The organism is Paraburkholderia sp. 2C (genome assembly GCF_054589215.1).
Genome location: NZ_BAAILL010000050.1, coordinates 321,102 through 342,986 on the forward strand (window position 1 = coordinate 321,102; position 21,885 = coordinate 342,986).

Annotated in this window: 19 protein-coding genes; 9 read left to right on the top strand and 10 right to left on the bottom strand. The window is 64.2% G+C overall.

Going from position 1 to position 21,885, the window contains the following annotated elements:
* Positions 1–119 precede the first annotated feature (119 nt).
* A complete protein-coding gene (locus ACYPXD_RS28395) occupies positions 120–1,340 on the bottom strand; it encodes a BaiN/RdsA family NAD(P)/FAD-dependent oxidoreductase (RefSeq protein WP_459719378.1) in 1,221 nt (406 codons plus the stop codon).
* Positions 1,341–1,448: 108 nt separating this feature from the next.
* Between ACYPXD_RS28395 and tsaD the strand changes: the two genes are divergently transcribed.
* Positions 1,449–2,474: a tRNA (adenosine(37)-N6)-threonylcarbamoyltransferase complex transferase subunit TsaD gene (tsaD, locus tag ACYPXD_RS28400; protein WP_459719380.1), complete on the top strand. Its 1,026-nt coding sequence runs from the start codon at positions 1,449–1,451 to the stop codon at positions 2,472–2,474.
* A gap of 115 nt (positions 2,475–2,589) precedes the next feature.
* On the opposite strand, the gene folE2 is transcribed toward tsaD, so the two are convergent.
* The 4 genes from folE2 to ACYPXD_RS28420 form a co-directional block, all read right to left on the bottom strand.
* Positions 2,590–3,399 (bottom strand): GTP cyclohydrolase FolE2, encoded by an 810-nt coding sequence (folE2, locus tag ACYPXD_RS28405; protein ID WP_459719382.1) that lies wholly within the window; start codon positions 3,397–3,399, stop codon positions 2,590–2,592.
* A gap of 159 nt (positions 3,400–3,558) precedes the next feature.
* The gene (dxs, locus tag ACYPXD_RS28410) at positions 3,559–5,469 is read right to left on the bottom strand and encodes a 1-deoxy-D-xylulose-5-phosphate synthase (RefSeq protein WP_459719384.1); all 1,911 of its coding nucleotides are present in this window, start codon (positions 5,467–5,469) and stop codon (positions 3,559–3,561) included.
* Positions 5,470–5,572: 103 nt separating this feature from the next.
* Positions 5,573–6,457 (bottom strand): polyprenyl synthetase family protein, encoded by an 885-nt coding sequence (locus tag ACYPXD_RS28415; RefSeq protein WP_459719386.1) that lies wholly within the window; start codon positions 6,455–6,457, stop codon positions 5,573–5,575.
* On the bottom strand, positions 6,454–6,750 hold the full coding sequence (locus tag ACYPXD_RS28420) for an exodeoxyribonuclease VII small subunit (RefSeq protein WP_075159066.1): 297 nt from the start codon (positions 6,748–6,750) through the stop codon (positions 6,454–6,456). Before ACYPXD_RS28420 ends, ACYPXD_RS28415 begins: the two co-directional genes overlap by 4 nt.
* 308 nt (positions 6,751–7,058) lie before the next feature.
* On the opposite strand from ACYPXD_RS28420, the gene ACYPXD_RS28425 reads away from it, so the two are divergent.
* A complete protein-coding gene (locus ACYPXD_RS28425) occupies positions 7,059–8,165 on the top strand; it encodes an aromatic ring-hydroxylating oxygenase subunit alpha (RefSeq protein ID WP_459719388.1) in 1,107 nt (368 codons plus the stop codon).
* Between the two features lie 211 nt (positions 8,166–8,376).
* The gene (locus tag ACYPXD_RS28430) at positions 8,377–9,261 is read left to right on the top strand and encodes a sulfurtransferase (protein ID WP_459719390.1); all 885 of its coding nucleotides are present in this window, start codon (positions 8,377–8,379) and stop codon (positions 9,259–9,261) included.
* 92 nt (positions 9,262–9,353) lie between these two features.
* On the opposite strand, the gene ACYPXD_RS28435 is transcribed toward ACYPXD_RS28430, so the two are convergent.
* From ACYPXD_RS28435 to polA, 3 genes are all read right to left on the bottom strand, one after another.
* The gene (locus ACYPXD_RS28435) at positions 9,354–10,223 is read right to left on the bottom strand and encodes a dienelactone hydrolase family protein (RefSeq protein WP_459719392.1); all 870 of its coding nucleotides are present in this window, start codon (positions 10,221–10,223) and stop codon (positions 9,354–9,356) included.
* Positions 10,224–10,437: 214 nt separating this feature from the next.
* Positions 10,438–11,841: an NAD(P)/FAD-dependent oxidoreductase gene (locus ACYPXD_RS28440; RefSeq protein WP_459719396.1), complete on the bottom strand. Its 1,404-nt coding sequence runs from the start codon at positions 11,839–11,841 to the stop codon at positions 10,438–10,440.
* Between the two features lie 66 nt (positions 11,842–11,907).
* A complete protein-coding gene (polA, locus tag ACYPXD_RS28445) occupies positions 11,908–14,568 on the bottom strand; it encodes a DNA polymerase I (protein ID WP_459719695.1) in 2,661 nt (886 codons plus the stop codon).
* Between the two features lie 154 nt (positions 14,569–14,722).
* On the opposite strand from polA, the gene ACYPXD_RS28450 reads away from it, so the two are divergent.
* Positions 14,723–15,466, top strand: a complete 744-nt coding sequence (locus ACYPXD_RS28450) for an LOG family protein (protein ID WP_459719399.1) — start codon at positions 14,723–14,725, stop codon at positions 15,464–15,466.
* Between the two features lie 28 nt (positions 15,467–15,494).
* Here the strand turns inward: ACYPXD_RS28450 and ACYPXD_RS28455 are convergent, their stop codons facing one another.
* Positions 15,495–16,385, bottom strand: coding sequence for a transcriptional regulator GcvA (locus tag ACYPXD_RS28455; RefSeq protein ID WP_459719402.1), 891 nt, complete (start codon positions 16,383–16,385; stop codon positions 15,495–15,497).
* A 110-nt stretch (positions 16,386–16,495) separates the two neighbouring features.
* Here ACYPXD_RS28455 and ACYPXD_RS28460 point away from each other — a divergent pair, with 110 nt between their 5' ends.
* A complete protein-coding gene (locus tag ACYPXD_RS28460) occupies positions 16,496–17,161 on the top strand; it encodes a chromate transporter (protein ID WP_459719406.1) in 666 nt (221 codons plus the stop codon).
* Positions 17,158–17,694, top strand: coding sequence for a chromate transporter (locus ACYPXD_RS28465; RefSeq protein WP_459719409.1), 537 nt, complete (start codon positions 17,158–17,160; stop codon positions 17,692–17,694). The genes ACYPXD_RS28460 and ACYPXD_RS28465 overlap by 4 nt, the downstream gene beginning before the upstream one ends.
* Here the strand turns inward: ACYPXD_RS28465 and ACYPXD_RS28470 are convergent.
* Complete coding sequence (locus ACYPXD_RS28470) at positions 17,688–19,214, bottom strand: AMP nucleosidase (RefSeq protein WP_459719412.1); 1,527 nt, start codon at positions 19,212–19,214, stop codon at positions 17,688–17,690. The genes ACYPXD_RS28465 and ACYPXD_RS28470 overlap by 7 nt on opposite strands.
* Positions 19,215–19,400: 186 nt before the next feature.
* Here ACYPXD_RS28470 and ACYPXD_RS28475 point away from each other — a divergent pair, with 186 nt between their 5' ends.
* The 3 genes from ACYPXD_RS28475 (at position 19,401) to ACYPXD_RS28485 (ending at position 21,772) form a co-directional block, all read left to right on the top strand.
* A complete protein-coding gene (locus tag ACYPXD_RS28475; protein ID WP_459719415.1) occupies positions 19,401–19,808 on the top strand; it encodes a hypothetical protein in 408 nt (135 codons plus the stop codon).
* Positions 19,809–19,988: 180 nt separating this feature from the next.
* The gene (locus tag ACYPXD_RS28480; RefSeq protein WP_459719418.1) at positions 19,989–20,984 is read left to right on the top strand and encodes a homoserine kinase; all 996 of its coding nucleotides are present in this window, start codon (positions 19,989–19,991) and stop codon (positions 20,982–20,984) included.
* Positions 20,975–21,772, top strand: a complete 798-nt coding sequence (locus ACYPXD_RS28485; RefSeq protein WP_459719421.1) for a BPSS1780 family membrane protein — start codon at positions 20,975–20,977, stop codon at positions 21,770–21,772. The genes ACYPXD_RS28480 and ACYPXD_RS28485 overlap by 10 nt, the downstream gene beginning before the upstream one ends.
* The last annotated feature ends 113 nt before the right edge of the window (positions 21,773–21,885 follow it).

Sequence of the window (21,885 nt, forward strand, 5' to 3'; positions counted from 1 at the left end):
GACGTTCTGCATAAAAGCACGAATGAGTCAAGCCCCCTTTTTGAGGCCCTTCTGGAGCCCTTCTGGAGCCCTTCTGAGGCAAGCGCCTGCCGTCAAATCCTCGGGGTACGTCGGCCGAATTACGCCCCACGGGCAAATTCGGCCGCCGCCTGTCCGGCCGCAACGCCCGAAGCCCATGCCCACTGGAAGTTGTAGCCCCCCAGCCAGCCGGTCACGTCGACGGCCTCGCCGATGAAATACAGGCCCGGCACACGCGCGCTCATCATCGTCGACGACGACAGTTCGCGCGTATCGATACCGCCGCGCGTCACTTCGGCCTTCCGGTAGCCCTCGGTGCCGTTCGGCACGAGCGTCCAGCGCGACAGCGCGTCGCCGATCTTGCGCAGGGTCTTGTCCGGCAGGTCGGCGACGCGTGCGTCGGGCGGCACGCCGTGTGTGTCGAGCCACGCGTGCGCAAGCCGCGCCGGCACCCAGTCGGCGAGCAGATTCGCGATCTGTCGCTTGCTGCCGGCTTTGGCGTCGATGAGCGCGGCGGCGGCGTCGCGCTCGGCGAGCAGGTTGATGTGAATCGGCTCGCCAGGCTGCCAGTAGCTCGAAATCTGCAGCACGGCCGGCCCCGACAGTCCGCGATGGGTGAGCAGCAGGTCCTCGACGAACGCGCCGGCGGTCTTTTTCGCGCCGGTCGCGAGATGCACTTCGAGCGATACACCCGACAGCGTCGAAAACGGCGCCCAGTCGGCGGCGGCGAACGTCAACGGGACGAGCGCCGGGCGTGTGTCGATCAGCTTGTGGCCGAACTGCTTCGCGAGCCGATAGGCGAAATCGGTCGCGCCGATCTTCGGAATGGACAGCCCGCCCGTCGCCACGACGAGCGCGCGCGCGGCAATGCGGCCTGCCTGTTGCGTGCCGAGCGTAAAGCCGCCGTCCTGCCCGCGGCTCACCTCTTCGACGACGACCGGCCGGCGCCACGCCACCTGGCCCGCGTCGCATTCGCTCCTGAGCACATCGATCACCGCGTCGCTCGACTGGTCGCAGAACAGTTGCCCCTTGTGCTTCTCGTGCCACGTGACGCGATAGCGCTTGAGCAGCGCCATGAAGTCGCGCGGCGTATAGCGCGCAAGCGCCGAGCGGCAGAAATGCGGATTCGCCGACAGGTAGTTGGCCGGCCCCGCATGCAGATTCGTGAAGTTGCAGCGGCCGCCGCCCGAAATGCGGATTTTTTCCGCGAGGCGCGGCGCATGATCGATCAGCGCGACACGCCGGCCGAGCTGCCCGGCCACCGACGCGCACATCATGCCGGCCGCGCCCGCGCCGATTACCGCGATATCGAAAGTTTCCATGGCGCGCATTGTAACTGCGGTAACTCTGCGATAACCGCGGCCGCTATGGCTCCGGCGGCGGCGATACCGCGCTGCTATACTTTCAGGTTCCCTGCTCCGTTCCGAACCATGCTCGTTCTCGGCATAGAAAGCTCCTGCGACGAAACCGGTCTCGCGCTCTACGACACCGGGCGCGGCCTGCTCGCGCACGCGCTGCATTCGCAGATCGCGATGCATCGCGAGTACGGCGGCGTCGTGCCCGAGCTCGCCTCGCGCGATCACATCCGGCGTGCGTTGCCGCTGCTCGAGGAAGTGCTCGAGCGCTCGGGCGCCGCGCAAGCCGATATCGACGCGATCGCGTACACCCAGGGCCCGGGCCTTGCCGGCGCGCTGCTGGTCGGCGCGAGCATCGCGAACGGCCTCGCGATGGCGTGGGACAAGCCGACCATCGGCATCCATCATCTGGAAGGGCACCTGTTGTCGCCGCTGCTCGTCGATGCGCCGCCGCCGTTCCCGTTCGTCGCGCTGCTCGTGTCGGGCGGCCATACGCAACTGATGCGCGTAACCGACGTCGGCGTCTACGAGACGCTCGGCGAAACGCTCGACGACGCGGCGGGCGAAGCGTTTGACAAGACCGCCAAACTTCTGGGCCTCGGTTATCCGGGCGGTCCCGAGGTCTCGCGACTCGCCGAATTCGGTACGCCGGGCGCCATCGTACTGCCGCGTCCGATGCTGCATTCGGGCGACCTCGACTTCAGCTTCAGCGGCCTCAAAACGGCCGTGCTCACGCAGATGAAAAAGCTCGGCACGAATGTCTGCGAGCAGAGCAAGGCGGATCTCGCGCGCGGCTTCGTCGATGCGGCCGTCGACGTGCTGGCCGCGAAGTCGCTCGCGGCGTTGAAGCGCACAAAGTTGAAGCGGCTCGTGGTGGCGGGCGGAGTCGGCGCGAACCGGCAGTTGCGCGAGGCGCTGTCGGCGGCGGCTAAGAAGCGCGGCTTCGATGTGCACTACCCGGATCTGTCGTTGTGCACCGATAACGGCGCGATGATCGCGCTCGCCGGCGCGTTGCGGCTGCAACGCTGGCCGGAGCAGGCCGCCGCGGACTACGCGTTCACGGTCAAACCGCGCTGGGATCTTGCTTCGCTCGCACGTTGAATCACCAGAACGCCGCCCCATACCACACGCGAACAGCAAAAACACAAACGGCCGCATCAAGCGGCCGTTTTTGCATCGTTACGCAAATCACTTGCGCACGCAACCTCGCAAGCAACTACGACGCAACGCGCTTGTCGTTCTCGATCAGCGCATACGCGCTGTGATTGTGAATCGACTCGAAGTTCTCCGCTTCGAGCACATAGGCGACGATGCGCTCATCCGCATTGAGCCGCTGCGCAACATCGCGCACGAGGTCTTCGACAAACTTCGGGTTTTCATACGCACGCTCCGTGACAAACTTCTCGTCCGGGCGCTTGAGCAGCCCCCACAGTTCGCACGACGCCTCTTCCTCGGCAATACGAATCAGCTCTTCAACAGCAATATCGCCGGCCAGTTCCGCATCGATCGTCACATGCGAACGCTGGTTATGCGCACCGTACTGCGAGATTTTCTTCGAGCATGGGCACAGACTCGTGACCGGCACCAGCACCTTCAGGAACACGCGCGTCGCGCCATCGCGCAGGTCGCCCGCCAGCGTCACCTCATAGTCGAGCAGACTCTGCACGCCCGACACCGGCGCGGTCTTGTTCACGAAATACGGAAACGACACTTCGATACGCCCCGCGCGCGCCTCGAGCTTCTCGAGCATCGAGCTCAGCATCGCGCGCAGTGTGGCCGCGCCGAGCGGCTCGGTGCGCTCTTCGAGCAGCGCGACGAAGCGCGACATATGCGTGCCCTTCTGCTCCGCCGGCAGATGAACATCGAGGTTCCACGTGCCGATGGTCGGCTGGACCGCGCCGTCCTGCGTGCGAACCGTCAATGGATGACGCACCGCCTTGACGCCCACCCGCTGAATCGGAATCTGCCGGTTATCGACCGTGCTTTGCACGTCGGGCATCACGAAAGCGGGGTTCATCTGATTCATCTTTTTGTCCTCACGGGCACGCGCGGGCGCGTGCGTGCAAATGGCGATCTGCAAATGGCAACCGCCGGCTTCAAGCCGGCGGTTCCGGATGGGCTTGGCGGCCCATCGACTCGTACTGGAGAATGCCGCAACAGGGCGGCGGCGAGTGCGCGGTCAGGCTCAGGCGACGCGCTTCACCGACTTCCCGGCCGATGCCGCGCTCACGTGATCGACGAACCGTTCGCGGATCGACTTCGCGATGCCCGCGCCGTCGAGACCGCATTCGGCGAGCAGCTTGGCCGGATCCCCGTGATCGATGAACTGATCGGGGAGGCCCAATTGTAGTACGGGCTTGATAACCCCACTTGCCAGCAGGGCTTCGACGCACGCGGAGCCGGCGCCGCCCATCACGCTGCCTTCTTCGACCGTGACGAGCGCGTCGTGCGTTTCCGCCAGTTCGCGGATCAGGTCCGCGTCGACCGGCTTCACGAAGCGCATGTTGGCGACGGTCGCATCGAGCTGCTCGGCCGCGGCGAGCGACGGCGCGACCATTGTGCCGAACGCAAGAATCGCGATGCGCTTGCCTACGGGCTGCGACGTTTCACGGCGGATTTCGCCCTTGCCGACCGGCAGCGCGGCCATCTGCTTGACGGTCGCGACGCCCGTGCCGGCGCCGCGCGGATAACGGACCGCCGTCGGGTTCGGCTGCTGGAGCGCCGTGTACAGCATCTGACGGCATTCGTTTTCATCGGACGCGGCCATCACCGTCATGTTCGGGATGCAGCGCAGGAATGCGAGGTCGTAGGCGCCCGCGTGCGTCGCGCCGTCCGCGCCGACGAGGCCCGCGCGATCGATCGCGAAGACGACCGGCAGATTCTGCAACGCGACGTCGTGGATCAACTGGTCGTAGCCGCGCTGCAAGAACGTGGAGTAGATCGCGACGACCGGCTTCATGCCTTCGGCCGCGAGGCCGCCGGCGAACGTCACCGCATGTTGTTCAGCGATACCGACGTCGTAGTAGCGGTCCGGGAAGCGCTTCTCGAACTCGACCATTCCCGAGCCTTCACGCATGGCCGGCGTGATGCCGACCACGCGCGCGTCGAGTTCGGCCGCATCGCAGAGCCATTCGCCGAACACTTGCGTGTAGGTCTTCTTGCCGGGCGCCGTCGACGGCTTGATCCCTTCGGCCGGATTGAACTTGCCGGGCCCGTGGTACAGCACCGGATCGGCCTCGGCGAGCTTGTAGCCCTGCCCTTTCTTCGTCACGACGTGCAGGAATTGCGGGCCGCGCAGTTCCTTGATGTTCTGCAGCGTCGGGATCAGCGAATCGAGATCGTGGCCGTCGATCGGGCCGATGTAGTTGAAGCCGAACTCTTCGAACAGCGTTGCCGGCACGATCATGCCCTTCGCGTGTTCCTCGAGCTTGCGTGCGAGGTCGAGCATCGGCGGCGCGACGCGCAGCACGCGTTCGACGCCCGCGCGCGCGGCCGCGTAGAAGCGACCCGACATGAGCCGCGCGAGGTGGCGGTTCAGCGCGCCGACCGGCGGCGAGATCGACATATCGTTGTCGTTCAGGATGACGAGCAGCGGCACGTCATCGGCGACACCGGCGTTGTTCATCGCTTCGAACGCCATGCCGGCCGTCATCGCGCCATCGCCGATCACGGCGATCGAAAAGCGGTCTTCGTGCTGCAGCTTGCTCGCGATCGCCATGCCGAGCGCAGCCGAAATCGACGTGCTCGAATGCGCGGTGCCGAACGTGTCGTATTCGGACTCCGAGCGGCGCGGGAAGCCCGAAATGCCGCCCAGCTGACGCAGCGAATGCATCTGGTCGCGACGGCCCGTCAGGATCTTGTGCGGATAGGTCTGATGGCCGACGTCCCAGACGATGCGGTCGCGCGGCGTGTCGAACACGTAGTGCAGCGCGATCGTCAGTTCGACGGTACCGAGGTTGGACGACAGATGTCCGCCGGTTTGCGATACGCTGTCGAGCACGAAATTACGCAACTCGCCGGCAAGCGAATGCAGCTGGCGGAGGTCGAGTCGGCGCAGGGCGGCCGGATCGTCAATGGTTTTCAGCAAGTCGTACATCGTCGTTCCATTGTAGGAAAACTTGCGCGCCCGCACTTCATTCGCGCCTACCCCTTCTGGTCTCTAGCGTGGCGGCGGGCTTTCGCGTTGGTTCTTCGCTTCTTCAACTGACCCGGTTCACGACCAGGTCTGCAAGCTCGGCAAGACGCTGTGCGCGCGTGCCGAAGGGCGCCAGCGCCGCGTGTGCGTCGCTGCGCAGTTGCGCCGCGAGCGCGCGCGATGCGTCGAGCCCGATAATCGATACATAAGTCGGTTTGCCGTCCTTCGCATCCTTGCCCGCGGTCTTGCCGAGCGTGGCCGAATCGGATGTGGCGTCGAGGATATCGTCGACCACCTGGAACGCGAGACCGACGGCCGCCGCGTAGGCGTCGAGCGCGCGCAGCGTGTTCGCATCGGGCGTCTCGCCGGCCAGCGCACCCATGCGCACCGATGCGCGCAACAGCGCGCCGGTTTTCATGCGGTGCATCGTTTCGAGCTGCTCGCGCGTGAGTTTCTGGCCGACGCTCGCGAGATCGATCGCCTGGCCGCCTGCCATGCCGATCGAGCCGATCGCGAGTGCCAGCTCGCGCGTCAGCGCCGCCTGCTGTGCGGGCGCAAGCGCCGCGCCTTCGGTTAACGCGACGAACGCCTGCGACTGCAGCGCGTCGCCGACCAGCAGCGCCATCGCTTCATCGTACTGGACGTGCACCGTCGGCTTGCCGCGACGCAGGGCATCGTCGTCCATGCACGGCATGTCGTCGTGCACGAGCGAGTACACGTGGACCATTTCGAGTGCGGCCGCGGCGGCCTCGAGGGACTCGGCGCGCGCACTGGTCAATTCGCCCGCCGCATGGCAGAGCAACGGACGGACCCGCTTGCCGCCGCCCAGTACCGCATAGCGCATTGCCTCATGCAGGCGCGCCGGAGCGGTCGAGGTGGACGGCAGGTAGCGATCGAGAGCCTGTTCCACGCGCTCGAGCACCGTGCGCATCCATTGTTCGAAATTCATAGATCGTCGTCTCCGCTATCAGCGGCGGTTGTGGGGAGCGGCTTCAGCGTCTCGCCATCGAGCACGCGCACCTGTTGTTCAACTTTTTCGAGCTGCTGCTGGCAGAACGCCACGAGCGCCGCGCCGCGCCGGTACGCGGCAAGCGATTCCTCAAGACTCAAGCTGCCGCCCTCCATGCGCCCAACGAGCCCTTCAAGCTCCGCGAGCGCCGCTTCGTACGTGTCGGGCAGCGGCGCACCGGCCTCTGCCGCGGGGGACGTATCAGCGTTCTGGTTAGATGCGGTGTTCGCCATGAATCGTCGCAAAATTAAAACAAGTCGGACATTCTACGGCAAAAGCGACATTTCCGATCCCATAACCGGCTCCCGTGCCGTTGCGCATTGGGCACACGACATGCGACGAATGGCATGCCCGTGCGTCACGTCCCTCAAAAAACTCTAGCGCCGATAAGCTAAAAACGCGAACTTCGAAGACAATTTTGACCCAAATCAGATACTTAAAGTCCCCAAGGAGGGGGAAACAGGTATAATCGCGGGCTCCCTAAATCGAATCTTCGATGGTTGGGTTGTTCACTGCTTTCACGTCTTCATCGGGAGTGGGAATGTCCAATCTGAGCAATGCGTTGCAGCTGCGATCCATTCATAGTCAGCTGCCAGTCACGGCTTACTTTGACGAAGCGCTTCTTACGCGCGAACTCGACACCCTTTTCAGGAAAGGTCCTCGTTACGTCGGGCACGAATTGATGGTGCCCGAGGCGGGAAACTATTTTGCCCTGCCGAGCGAAAGCGAAGGGCGCGTCCTCGTTCGCAACCAGCAGTCGCACGTCGAGCTGCTGTCGAACGTGTGCCGGCACCGCCAGGCCATCATGCTGAATGGCCGCGGCAGCGCGGAGAATATCGTCTGTCCCCTGCATCGCTGGACGTACGATCTGAACGGCCAGCTGCTCGGCGCACCGCATTTCGCGGACAACCCCTGCCTGAATCTCGGCGCCACTTCGCTGCAGAACTGGCATGGGCTGCTCTTCGAAGCACAAGGGCGCGATGTCGCAAAAGATCTCGCGCGTCTGGGCACGAAAGACCACTTCGACTTTACGGACTACATGTTCGACCACGTCGAAGTCCACGAATGCAATTACAACTGGAAGACCTTTATCGAGGTCTATCTGGAGGACTATCACGTCGTGCCGTTCCATCCGGGCCTCGGCAGCTTCGTGAATTGCGACGACCTCAAGTGGGAATTCGGCGACTGGTACAGCGTGCAAACGGTGGGCGTCCATAACGGCCTCGCGCGCGCGGGCAGCCCGACTTACGCGAAGTGGCACGATGAAGTACTGCGCTTTCGCGACGGCAAGCCGCCCGAATTCGGCGCGATCTGGATGGTGTACTACCCCGGCATCATGATCGAGTGGTATCCGCATGTGCTCGTCGTGTCGTGGCTGATTCCGCGTGGTCCGCAGAAAACCACCAATGTCGTCGAGTTCTATTACCCTGAAGAAATCGCGCTGTTCGAGCGGGATTTCATCGAAGCGGAGCGCGCCGCCTATATGGAAACGGCCCGCGAAGACGACGAAATCGCCGAGCGGATGGATGCCGGCCGCCGCGCGCTGATGGAACGCGGCGAATCCCAGGTGGGCCCTTATCAGAGCCCGATGGAAGACGGCATGCAGCACTTCCATGAGTTTTTGCGCCGCGAACTGGGCACGATCTGATCTTTGATCACGGCGGGCGGGCGCGCGGTATCCGTGCGGGGTGCACGCCGGGGTGTCTCAAGGTGCGTCTTCAGGTAGGTCCTCGGGTATGTCTTAGGCGCCGCCATATTGAACGATGTGCAAAGGACGGGCTTCGGCCCGTCTTTTTTTGTTTAGACTACTAGGCACATCGTCCGGCACCGCCCGGCCTCGTTTGCTTTGAGGAGCCGCCATGTCCCAGAACGCCACACCTCATACTCACCACACCACGCTCATCTCGGCCGAGAATCTCGCCGAGCGGCTCGCATCGGCGCGAGGCAACGTGTTCATCGTCGATTGCCGTTTCGATCTGATCGATACCGAAGCGGGCGCGAAAGCCTATGCGGCCGGGCACTTGCCGCACGCGCACTATCTGCATCTCGATCGCGATCTGTCGGGAGCGAAGACCGGCACGAATGGAAGACATCCGTTGCCTGATCGTCAACATCTCGTCGAAACACTTGCTGCGATGGGTCTGAAACAAGGCCAGCAAGTGGTCGCCTACGACGCGCATGGCGGCATGTATGCAGCGCGCTTGTGGTGGCTGCTGCGCTGGCTCGGCCACGATTCGGTCGCGCTTCTCGATGGCGGCCTGCCGGCCTGGCAGGCCGCCGGTCAGCCGCTCACGCAAGATGCGCCGCCCGCCGCGCGCGGCGACTTCAAGGCCGGCAAGCCGCTCGCGGTGACCGTCGATGCACAGGCGGTCGAACACAATCTGAGCACGCATGAGCGCACGCTGCTCGATGCGCGCGCCGCCGATCGCTACCGCGGCGAGAACGAGACGCTCGATCGCGTCGGCGGGCATATTCCCGGCGCGTTGAATCGCTTCTTCAAGGACAACCTGACCGCCGACGGCCGCTTCAAATCGGCGCATACGTTGCGCGACGAGTTCGGCGCCGTGATGCCCGGCGTCGCGGCGGAGCGCGTCGTGCTGCAATGCGGTTCCGGCGTAACCGCATGTCATAACGCGCTCGCGATGGAGATTGCCGGTTTGCACGGCGCCGCGCTGTATCCGGGCTCGTGGAGCGAGTGGAGCGCAAACCCGGCGCGGCCGGTTGCGACTGGGGCCAAACCTTAGGCTTAGGCACCAGCGAATGAAACATGCGACGGCGCCCGTCGCACGTTTCATGTCGCATGTCGCATGTGGCGCGCGTGCTTGACCTGAACGCCTTAAACGCCGTGCTGCTTGAACCACACAAGCACGCGGCGCCACGCGTCTTCCGCATCGGCCTTTCGATAGCTCGGCCGATAGTCCGCGAAGAACGCATGCCCCGCATCGTCATAGACCACGAACTGCGAACCGCGCGCCTGTTGCGGCCCTTGCGCGATCAGCCCTTTCATTTTGTCGAGCGTGTCCTGCGGGATGCTCTGGTCCTGACGACCATATAGGCCAAGCACCGGCACCTTCAGATCGGCCACGTGGTCGATCGGATTCGACGGCTGCAAGGTTGACGGTGTGCCGACCACGCGCCCGTAAAACGCAACCGCCGCCTTCAGACGCGGATTGTGTTCGGCATAAAGCCAGGCAATCCGCCCGCCCCAGCAGAAGCCGGTCAAACCAACGCGGTTCAGATCGCCGCCATGCTCGCCCGCCCACGCGAACGTCGCATCGAGATCCTGCAGGACCTGTTCGTCCGGCACCTTGCTGACCAGTTGGTCGTTCAACTGCTGCATGCTCGTATAAGCGGACGCATCGCCCTGACGCACATAGAGGTCCGGCGCGATCGCCAGATAGCCGGCCTTCGCAAAGCGCCGGCACACGTCGGCGATATGCTCGTGCACGCCGAAAATCTCATGCACGACGATGATGACCGGCAAATGCGTCTTGCCCTTCGGCTGCGCACGGTACGCAGGCACCAGCGTGTCGCCGGAATGGATGCCGACCTCGCCCGCTTCGAGGCCTTCGCTGTCGGTATGAATGGTTTGCGCGGAGACCGGCAGTACCGAGGCCGCAAAGCCGGTGCCGATGGCGGCCTTGATGAACGTGCGGCGATTGAACGGGACGTGCGGAATCAGACTGTCGATTTCGGGCTTCAGCATGCTGCGCTCCTCGATAAGCGGCAAAGTTGAACGGCCAATGATGAACAGCGGTGACTAGCTGGCAGTCGGCCGGCGTGCGCTGCGCGGATGAGCGTATGAGCAGACGAGCGGACGGCCGAAACCGCAACAGGATACGCCTCCCGTGCGACCTGTTGCAGAAGCGGCCGAACCTTCGAGGGTTGTGTGCGCAGCGGCTCCCGTCAGCCGCCACGACTCAATGCAGTTTCACACGAGGCGACGTCGTGCGATGCAGCCAGTGCGCGAACGTATCGAGCACCATGCGCGCATAGCCGTGCAACGCGGCGATGTGCAACCGGTAGAGCGACATGTACATGAAGCGCGCGAACAGCCCTTCGATCAGCATATTGCCGCCGATCACGCCGCCCATCAGGTTGCCGACCGCACTGAAATGTCCGAGCGACACGAGCGAGCCGAAGTCGCGATAGGTGAACGCCTGCAACGGACGTCCCGCGAGCCGGTCCGCGATCGCCTTCAGCAGGAAGCTCGCCTGCTGGTGCGCGGCCTGCGCGCGCGGCGGCACGTTGCGCTCGTTGCCGGGCCACGGACATGCGGCGCAGTCGCCGAGCGCGAAGATGTCGTCGTCGATTTCGGTTTGCAGCGTGCGGCGCACGACCAGTTGGCCAAGACGGTTGACCGGCAGGCCATCGAGTTCGCCCAGCACCGCGGGCGCCTTGATGCCGGCCGCCCAGACGGTCAGGTCGGCGCGCAGGGTTTTACCGCTTGCGGTGCGCACGGAGCCAGGCGCGACTTCGGCGACTGTCTCGCCGACCATCACCTGCACGCCGAGCTTCGTCAGCAGTTCGGTGGTCGCGGTCGATACGCGCTCCTGCAGCGCGGGCAGGATACGCGTGCCCGCTTCGATCAGCACGATGCCGATATCGTGACGCGGATCGAGCTTGTGCAAGCCATACGCGGACAGAACATGAGCCGTGTTGCGCAGTTCAGCCGATAACTCGACGCCCGTTGCGCCGCCGCCGACGATGGCGACCTGGATGCGCGGTCCGTTCGGCTGCGCGACAGCGGCTTGCATCGAATCGCCCTGCTGCTGCGCCGTCCTGAGTTCATCCGGATGCTCAGTTCGCGGTTCAGCCCGATGGTCGGTTCGATACTCAGCCCGCACACACGCCGCAATCAACCGCTTCCGGAAGCGCTCCGCCTGCGGCACCGTATCGAGCGCAATCGAATTCTCCTTCGCGCCCTGCACGCCGAAGAAATGCGTCGTGCTGCCGATCGCGATGACAAGCGTGTCGTAGCCGATCTCGCGTTGCGGCAACAACTCGGCGCCATCGTCGTCCGCCACGGCGCCCAGCGTGATGCGTTTCGCCGCACGGTCGAGCTTGTTCAGTTCACCCTGCTGAAAATCGAAACCATGCCAGCGCGCCTGCGCGGCATACGGCAGCTCCTGTGTGAACGGATCGAGGCTGCCCGCCGCGACCTCGTGCAGCAGCGGTTTCCACACGTGCGTCGGATAACGGTCGACGAGCGTGACGTGCACGCTCGCGTTCTCGGCGCGCTTGCCGCGGCCATAACGGTCACCGAGACGCGTGGCCAGTTCCAGCCCGCCTGCTCCCCCACCCACGACGACGATACGATGCATCGAGACTCTCCGGTTTCTGATCCACGAGTTGAACGTCGCTGCGGCATGATGAGCCGCGGCAGAACCTCAATGCGCTTCTTCCCAGTTCGCGCCCGCGCCGACTTCCGCGACGAGCGGCACCTTGAGCGATGCGACGCCGCACATCAACTCCGGCAGCCGCTCGCGAACCTGGGACAGCTCTTCATCGGGTACTTCGAGTATCAGTTCGTCGTGCACCTGCATGATCATGCGCGTGCCGGTGCGCGATTCGTCGAGCCACTTCTGCACGGCGATCATCGACAGCTTGATCAGATCGGCCGCCGTGCCCTGCATCGGCGCGTTGATCGCGGCGCGTTCGGCCGCCTGGCGGCGCGGGCCGTTGCCGCCGTTGATCTCGGGCAGCCACAGACGGCGCCCGAACACCGTCTCGACGTAGCCCTTCGCCTTCGCGCTCGCGCGCGTGTCGTCCATATAGCGCGCCACGCCCGGATAGCGCGCGAAATAACGGTCGATATAAAGCTTCGCCGCATCGCGCGTAATGCCGAGGTTCGATGCGAGCCCGAACGAGCTCATGCCGTAGATCAAGCCGAAGTTGATCACCTTCGCAATGCGCCGTTGATCGGAAGACACTTCGATCGGCGTCACGCCGAACACTTCGGACGCCGTGGCGCGGTGAATGTCCTCGCCTTGCGCGAACGAGCGCAGCAGCGACTCGTCGCCCGAAATGTGCGCCATGATGCGCAGTTCGATTTGCGAGTAGTCGGCCGATACGAGCTTGTGGCCCGGCGGCGCAATAAACGCTTCGCGAATGCGCCGGCCTTCGCCGGTGCGCACCGGAATGTTCTGCAGGTTCGGATCGTTCGATGCGAGCCGGCCCGTCACCGCGACGGCCTGCGCGTAATTCGTATGCACGCGGCCAGTGCGCGGGTTGACCATGCGCGGCAGCTTGTCCGTGTAAGTGGACTTCAGCTTCGACAGGCCGCGATGCTCGAGCAGCAGCTTCGGCAGCGGATAGTCTTCGGCGAGCTTCTGCAGCACTTCTTCGTCGGTGGACGGCGCGCCGCTCGGCGTTTTCTTGATGACCGGCAGTTGCAGCTTTTCGAAGAAAATCTGCCCGATCTGCTTCGGCGAGCCCATGTTGAACTCGCCTTCCGCGAGCACGTACGCTTCCTTTTCAAGCTCGATCAGGCGCACTGCGATCTCGTTGCTCTGCTGCTGCAGCTTCTGTGCATCGATCAGCACCCCGTTGCGCTCCATCTTGCGCAGCACGCGGGCGGTCGGCAATTCGATGCTGCCGTAGACGAAGTCGAGCCCTGCGTCGGCCTTCACCTGCGGATAGAGCGTCTGATGCAACTGCAAGGTGATGTCGGCATCTTCGGCCGCATAGGCCGCCGCCTGATCGAGCGCGACTTCGTCGAAACCGATCTGTTGCGCGCCCTTGCCCGCGACGTCTTCGTACTTGATTGTCTTCAGGCCCAGGTGACGCAGCGCGAGGCTGTCCATATCGTGCGAGCGGTGCGACTCGAGCACATACGACTGCAACAGCGTGTCGTGCTCGACGCCGTCCATCGCAATACCGTAGTTCGCCAACACCTGTTCGTCGTATTTCAGATGCTGGCCGACCTTTTTCCGATCCGCACTTTCGAGCCACGGTTTGAGCTTCGCGAGCACTTCATCGCGCGGCAATTGCACGGGCGCGTCGGGGCCGCGATGCGCGACCGGGATATACGCCGCGTGTCCCGGCTCGACCGACACCGACAAGCCCACGAGTTCCGCGACCATCGGATCGAGCGACGTCGTCTCGGTATCGAACGCGGTAATTTCCGCGGCCTCGATCTTCGCGCGCCACTCGTCGAATTTTTCCCACGTCTGCACGGTGTCGTAATGGCGCACGCCGTCGATGACCGGCGCGGGCGTCTCGCCGGCGCCCGGGCCTTCGACCGCTTCCGCCGCTTCGACTTCGCGCAGCCAGGTCTTGAAGCCGTGCCGCGTGAAGACATCGCGCAGTTCGTCGCGCGCTTCTTCGCGCGAGGCGAGCGACGCTTCGATCGACTCGATATGCTGGCTCAGGTCGCATGCGGTCTCGACCGTCACGAGCTTGCGTGCCATGGGCAGGAAATCGAGCGCACGGCGCAGATTGTCTCCTACCGCACCTTTGATCTCGGCCGCATGTGCGACGATGCCATCAAGCGTTTCGAATTGCGTGAGCCATTTGACAGCCGTCTTCGGGCCGCATTTCTCGACGCCGGGCACGTTGTCGACGGTATCGCCGATCAACGACAGATAATCGACGATACGCTCGGGCGGCACGCCGAACTTGGCAAGCACGCCTTCACGATCGAGCGTCTCGTTCGTCATCGTATTGATGAGGGTGACATGGTCAGTCACAAGCTGCGCGAGATCTTTGTCGCCGGTGGAAACGACGACCTTCATGCCGTGCCGCTCGGCCTGTTTTGCCAGCGTGCCGATCACGTCGTCGGCCTCGACGCCGTCGATCATCAGAAGCGGCCAGCCGAGCGCGCGCACCGCCAGATGAATCGGCTCGATCTGCCGGCTCAGGTCGTCCGGCATCGATGGACGGTTCGCCTTGTACTGCGGGTACCACTCGTCGCGGAAGGTCTTGCCCTTCGCGTCGAACACGCACGCGCTATACTCTGCGGTGACTTCCTTGCGCATACGGCGCAGCATGTTGATGATGCCGTACAACGCGCCCGTCGGCGCACCGTCCGGGCCGCGCAAATCAGGCATCGCATGATAGGCCCGATACAGATAACTCGAACCGTCGACCAATAGCAGGGTCTTACCTTCCAGTGCGGTTCCCGGCCCAAGCTTTGCATCGGCTCCCGGTTTGGCTTGCAGGTCGGTATTGAGCCCAGCTTCCAGATCTCGTTCTTCAGGCATTATGACTAAGAGAAAAGTGATTCCGAGTCTGCGTTCGCTCGCAGATCAAGAGCGCGCAACAGCCAAGAAGGCGCGCGCATCGTGGCAGATGTTCACGATTATGGCAGAGTTTATCGAGGCGACCGAGTACCTGTCGGAGATCCGGCCGGCGGTCAGTATTTACGGTTCGGCGCGCCTGAAACCGAACTCGCCTTACTACAAACTCGCGACGCAAATTGCACGCAAATTGTCCGATGCGGGCTTCGCGGTGATCTCCGGCGGCGGCCCCGGCATCATGGAAGCGGCAAACAAAGGTGCGCATGCGGGCAAGGCGCCGTCGGTCGGTCTCAACATCGAATTGCCGCACGAACAGTCGGGCAACCAGTGGCAGGACATCTCGCTGCGCTTCAGGCATTTCTTCACGCGCAAGGTCACGTTCGTGAAGAATTCCGATGCGGTGATCGTCATGCCGGGCGGCTTCGGCACGCTCGACGAACTGGCCGAAGTGCTCACGCTCATCCAGACGAAGAAGTCGCGTCACGTGCCGATCATCCTGGTCGGCGCCGAGTTCTGGAAAGGGCTGCTCGGCTGGTTCCAGGATGCACTCGTGCCGATGGGCCTGATCAATCCGGAAGACCTGAACCTCATGCAGGTGATCGACGATCCGGACCAGGTGCTTGAGGCCGTGCTGGCGTTCTATGAAGAGCGCGAAGAGGCCGAGGTGCATCCGGCGAAGTCGGACGAAGACCGGATGTTCTACCTGTAACACTGCAACGTGACGGGCGCCGCGCGCGTTAGCGCGCGTGCGTCTCTTTCGACTGCGCTTCGAGCCAGCGGCAGAACTGCGTGACGAGCGGCGCGTCGGCCACTTCACGCCGCGCCACCCACCAATAGCCGCGCAACGCGACGCGCGGCCCTTCCAGCGGCATCACGAGACGCCCGGACGCGAGCTCGTCGTCGATGATGGGCAGCGGCCCGAGCGCGACGCCTAAACCATCGACGGCCGCCTGCAGCGCCAGATAGAAGTGGTCGAACGACTGCTTCTTGCGGCACTTCGTTTTCACGCCCGCGGTGGCAAGCCACTGCCGCCAAGCGTCGGGCCGCGTATCGGAATGCAGCAGCACGTGGCGCGAGAGATCGTCGGCCACGCGAATTGGCGAGCGCTTGAGCAGCGCCGGGCTGCAGACCGGCACTTCGCTTTCGTCGAGAAAATGACCGCTCACGCAGTTCGGCCAATGCGCGGGGCCACGCCGCACGGCAACGTCGAAGCCGTCGATCGATTCGACCGGCGCATTCGACGTGGCAAGGCGCAGTTCGACATTTGGCGCGATACGCTGGAACTGGCTCAAACGCGGCAGCAGCCATTTCATCGCGAAGGTCGGCAATGCGTTGACGCGTAGCACATGCACGACGCCGGTGTCGCGTAACTGGTCGGTGGCGGACGCGATCGCGTCGAACGCGGTCCGCACCTGTGCGAGATAACGGCGGCCGCTATCGGTGAGCCGCACGCGTTTGCCGATGCGATCGAACACCTGCACGCCGACCCATGATTCGAGCGCCGCGACCTGACGGCTGATTGCACCATGCGTCACATGCAACTCGTCTGCGGCGGCGCTGAAACTTTCGTGGCGGGCCGCCGCTTCGAACGCGCGCAGCGCGGGAAACGGTGGGAGCTTGCGGTTCATGCCGGAGATTATGCTTGTGAGTTTAAGTCACAAGCAAGCGCCGTAAAAATCGTTTGGTATTGCTCGCGAACAGCGCTAACCTCCGTAGCCTGTACCAAGGGGCGACTGCGATGAATCAACACTCCTCTTCTTCCGCGCCGGGGGCGTCGGGAGCACCTTCGGCAGCGGCGCCGTCGGCCTCGACCACCGGCGCGTTGCCGGCAAGCGACGTCGCCGCGAACTCCGTGCCCGCCGTCGCCGATCTGTTCAAGGGCTTCCTCGGCCTCGGGCTCACCTCGTTTGGCGGCGCGCTGCCGCTGGTGCGGCGCACTGTTGTCGAACGGCACCGCTGGCTGTCGGGCGCGGAGTTTACTGATCTGTTAGGGCTGTGTCAGTTTCTGCCCGGCGGCAACGTCATCAACCTGTCGGTTGCGATCGGCATGCGCTTTCACGGTTGGCGCGGCGCGCTGGCGGCGCTGCTTGGCTTTATCGGCGGGCCGTCGCTGGTTGTGATCGCGCTTGGTGTGCTCTACGAGCACACGCAAAACGATCCGCACGTGCAGCACCTGTTCGCCGGTCTCGCGGCCGCCGCCTCGGGCCTGCTGATTGCGATGGCGGCGAAAATCCTGATGCCGCTGCGACGCAACCCGCTCGCCGCGGGCATCGCGGCACTCGGCTTCGTTGCGATTGCGGTCCTGCGCTTTCCGTTGCTGCCGACCATGCTCGTGCTCACGCCGATGAGCATCGCGCTTGCCGCGCGCGCGGCAGCGAAGTCCGCGAACGGAGCCGGACGATGATCGCCACGCTGATCGCACTCGCGCTGATCTTCAGCCAGCTCTCGCTGCTCGCGTTCGGCGGCGGCAATACGATCCTGCCGGAGATGCAGCGTCAGGTGGTCGACGTCCATCACTGGATGCCGGCCAGCGAATTCAGCGCGCTCTTCGCGCTCGCGCAGGCGGCGCCGGGGCCGAACATGATGGTGGTCACACTGGTCGGCTGGCACGTGGCGGGCTGGGCCGGCATGCTCGTCACGTCGATCGCGAAGTTCGGCCCGTCGTCGCTCGTCACGGCGCTGGCATTGCATGCGTGGGAACGCTTCAAGGACCGTCCGTGGCGCAGCATCGCGCAGAAGGGGCTTGTGCCGGTTACCGCGGGACTGGTCGCGGCGAGCGCGGTGCTGATTGCGCGCGCGTCGGATACGACATGGCTTGCGTGGAACATTACGGGGGTTTGCGCGGCGCTTGCTTTTACGACGCGCATTCACCCGTTGTGGCTGCTCGCGGCGGGGAGTGTGATCGGGTTGGTGGGACTGGGTTTTCTACCTCACTGAAACGCCACTTCCGCAAAGCTCCGCAACTTCCGGCTATGCAGCCGATGCAACCCATCGGCCCGCAACAGCTCCATCGCCGCCACCCCGATCTGCAAATGCTGATCGACCTGCGCGCGATAAAACTGATCGGCCATCCCGGGCAGCTTCAGTTCGCCATGCAGCGGCTTGTCCGACACGCACAGCAACGTACCGTACGGCACGCGAAAGCGGAATCCGTTGGCCGCGATCGTCGCGCTTTCCATATCGAGCGCAATCGCGCGGCTTTGCGATAGCCGCTGCACGGGCTCGCGGTGATCGCGCAATTCCCAGTTGCGGTTATCGACGCTCGCCACCGTCCCCGTGCGCATCACGCGCTTCAACTCCGCGCCATCGAGCCGCGTAACCTGCGCGACCGCGCGCTCGAGCGCGACCTGCACTTCGGCGAGCGCCGGAATCGGCACCCACAGCGGCAAGTCATCATCGAGCACATGATCTTCGCGCACATAGCCGTGCGCCAGCACATAGTCGCCAAGACGCTGCGTATTACGCAGCCCCGCGCAGTGGCCGAGCATGACCCACGCATGTGGACGCAGCACCGCGATATGGTCGGTGATCGTCTTCGCATTCGACGGCCCGACGCCGATATTGACCATCGTGATGCCGCCGCCGTCCGCGCGCTTCAGGTGATACGCGGGCATCTGCGGCAGCCGCGGCGGCGGCGTGCCGTCGCCCTCCTGCTCGCCGAGATTCGCGTTGTACGTGATCACGTCGCCGGGTTCGACGAACGACGTGTACTCGCCGCGATACGCGCGCAATTCCGCATCGTCGGTATGCGCCATCATCGTGCGGCCGAGCTTCACGAATTCGTCGATGTAAAACTGATAGTTCGTGTACAGCACGTAGTTCTGGAAGTGCGTCGGAGACGTCGCCGTGTAGTGCCGCAGCCGATGCAGCGAGAAATCGACGCGCGCCGCGGTGAAGAGCGCAAGCGGATGCGGTTCGCCCGGCAGCGGTTCGTATGTACCGTTGACGATCCGGTCGTCGAGCAGCGCGAGGTCCGGCGTGTCGAACACGTCGCGCATCATGAAGAGGCGGTCGCGGTCGAGGTCGCCCTCGAGATGAATGCCCTCGGCAAACGCAAAATGAATCGGAATGGCCTGGTCCGACACGCCGACTTCGATCGCGACATGATGGTTCTTCGCCAGCAGCCGCAACTGTTCGCGATAGTAATTGCCGAACAGGTCGGGCCGTGTCACGGTAGTTTCAAAGACGCCCGGGCCCGCGACAAATCCATACGAACGGCGCGAGTCGATGTGCGTGTTGACTTCGGTACGCACGCGCACGAACGGGTAGCATGCGCGCACGCGGCGCTCGAACGCTTCGTTGCGCCGATAGCGCGCGAAAGCATCGCGCAGAAACGACGTGTTCGCTTCATAGATCGCGGAAAGACGCGTGACAGCCGCGGTGGCATCGTCGAACGCCTCGGTCTTATACGCGCTGGCCGGCATCTCCACCAGGCGCTGATTGGTCTCGTAGTTCATTTCACGTGCCTCGGATGATGGCTCACATTACCACGGAACCCGCGCCGGCTGACCGGCCGCCATGCCGCCAATGCGGGCGCGCCAACGCGCCGCGCACAATCGTCGAAAGCGGCGCAAAATAAGGCGTGGGCGGCCGTCGGCCGAACCGGATTTGCTAGAATCGCGTCACCCTTTCGGAGAATCATCATGAAGCCGCTCCTTCCCGCTGCCGTCGCACTGGCCTTCGCCGTGTCCGGGGGCGCGCTCGCGCAGACCGCTGCCGACCAGCAGCCGCCCGCGCAGCAGCAGGCCACCGCCCCGATGTCCGCGAACGAGAAGGCCGGCCTGCCGGACCTGGCCGCGATCAACCGTCCGGCGGCGGAAGTCAGTTCGAAGGTGGACATCAACGTGCCGCGCACGCCGAGCTTCTATGAACGCAGCGGCAACGGCACCGAGATTACCGAATACCGCGACCGCGGCAAGCCGGTCGAAATCGACGTGCGTTCGAACTTCGGCACGCGCTACCAGATGAGCGCGCCGATCGACACGTCGCCGCAAGTGCACGACAGCTCGCACCCGACCACGCGCCTGCCGTCCTTCAACATAAAGTACTGAACGAGCAATGCACGCGTGCGGGCGAGGCTCGCGGGCCGGACGAACCGGACCCGGCCTCGCGAGCACCGCACACGATTCGCGTCACCCCGCACCTGTACGCTAGAACCCGGCTCGTAACCTTCAATTACCCCACTGGCGGCCCAACCACGCCAGCCCACCAACCCGACCGATGTTTTCCGCATGGCCGTCTTCACTGCTGTTACCGAAGCCCAACTCGCGCAATGGCTGCGCCACTATGACCTCGGCGACGTCGTCGAATTTCGCGGCATCACGTCCGGCATCGAAAACAGCAACTTCTTTCTGACCACCTCGCGTGGCGAATTCGTCCTCACGATCTTCGAGAAGCTGACGGATCGCCAGTTGCCGTTCTATCTCGACCTGATGCGGCATCTCGCCGCGCATCGCGTGCCGGTGCCGGACCCGGTGCCGCGCGACGACGGCGCGCTGTTCGGCATGCTGCACGGCAAGCCCGCGGCCATCGTCACGAAGCTCGAAGGCGCGCCCGAACTGGCGCCCGGCGTCGAGCATTGCGTCGAGGTCGGGCAGATGCTCGCGCGCATGCACCTCGCGGGCCGCGACTTCGCGCATCACCAGCCGAATCTGCGCGGCCTCGCCTGGTGGGAAGAGACGGTGCCGGCCCTGCTGCCCTTCGTCGACGATGCGCAGCGCGCGCTGCTGACCGGCGAACTCGCGCATCAGCACGCGTTCTTCGCATCGGCCGACTATGCGGCGATGCCCGGCGGCCCATGCCACTGCGACCTCTTTCGCGACAACGCGCTGTTCGCGCACGCGGCGCCCGGCACCGGGCACGAGGTGCGCCTCGGCGGCTTCTTCGATTTCTACTTCGCGGGCTGCGATAAGTGGCTCTTCGACGTCGCAGTCACCGTCAACGACTGGTGCGTCGATCTGCCGACCGGGCGTCTCGACGACGCGCGTGTCGAGGCATTGCTGCGTGCGTATCAGACAGTCCGTCCGTTCTCGCACGAGGAAAATCGCCACTGGGGCGATATGCTGCGTGCGGGCGCGTACCGTTTCTGGGTCTCGCGCCTGTATGATTTCCATATGCCGCGCGCGGCCGAGCTGCTCAAACCGCACGATCCCGGTCATTTCGAGCGCATTCTTCGCGAACGCCTGAAAGGCGTCGCACTCCCTGGCATTCACACCTCATGCAACTGATCGAAGTTCCCGCGAAGACCGGCTATGTATGGTTCCGGCAGGGCATCTGGCTGTTCCGCAAGAACCCGCTCGCGTTCCTGACGCTGTTCTTCGCGTACCTGCTCGCGATGACGCTGATCTCGCTGATCCCGATCATCGGCGGCGTATTGCCGCTCGTGCTGATTCCGGGCATCGCGGTCGGCTTCATGGCCGCCTGCCGCGATACGATCGCCGGCAAGCCAGTGTTCCCGACGATCCTCGTCGATGGCTTCCGCTCGTATGGCTCGGCGGTCGCGCGGCGCCTGCTGCTGTTGGGATGCCTGTATATCGTCGCGATGGCGCTCGTGCTCGCGGGCTCGGCGCTCGCGGACGGCGGCGTGCTGCTGCGGCTCATGGTGAACGGCGAAGCGATGCAGCAGGAAACGCTTGCGACCAGCAACCTGCCGTTCGCCATCCTGACCGCACTCGCCTTCTATGTGCCGGTCGCGATGCTGTTCTGGTTTTCGCCGATCCTCGCCGCGTGGCACGACGTGCCGCCGGTCAAGGCGATGTTCTTCAGCATCGTCAGCTGCTGGCGTAACCGTGGTGCGTTCGTGGTGTACGGCGCGCTGTGGTTCGCGGTCGCGATCACCGTCTCGCTCGGCCTGTCCGCGCTTCTGCAGGCGCTCGGCGCAGGCGACCTTGCGCTGATCGTGCTGATGCCGGCGTCGATCATCGTCACGACGATGCTCTATTGCTCGTTCTACGCGACTTATCGCGGCTGCTTCGGCGTTCAGGGACCCGAGCAGCCGGCGCCGCCCGTGGCTTGATACGCTTGATACGTTTGATACCTGGCAGCCCGGCTCGCCAGCGTCGCGCGATTACGGCACAATGATTAGCACGCGATCAATTCGCGCGCTCTCTTGCATTTCCTCGCCGAGAC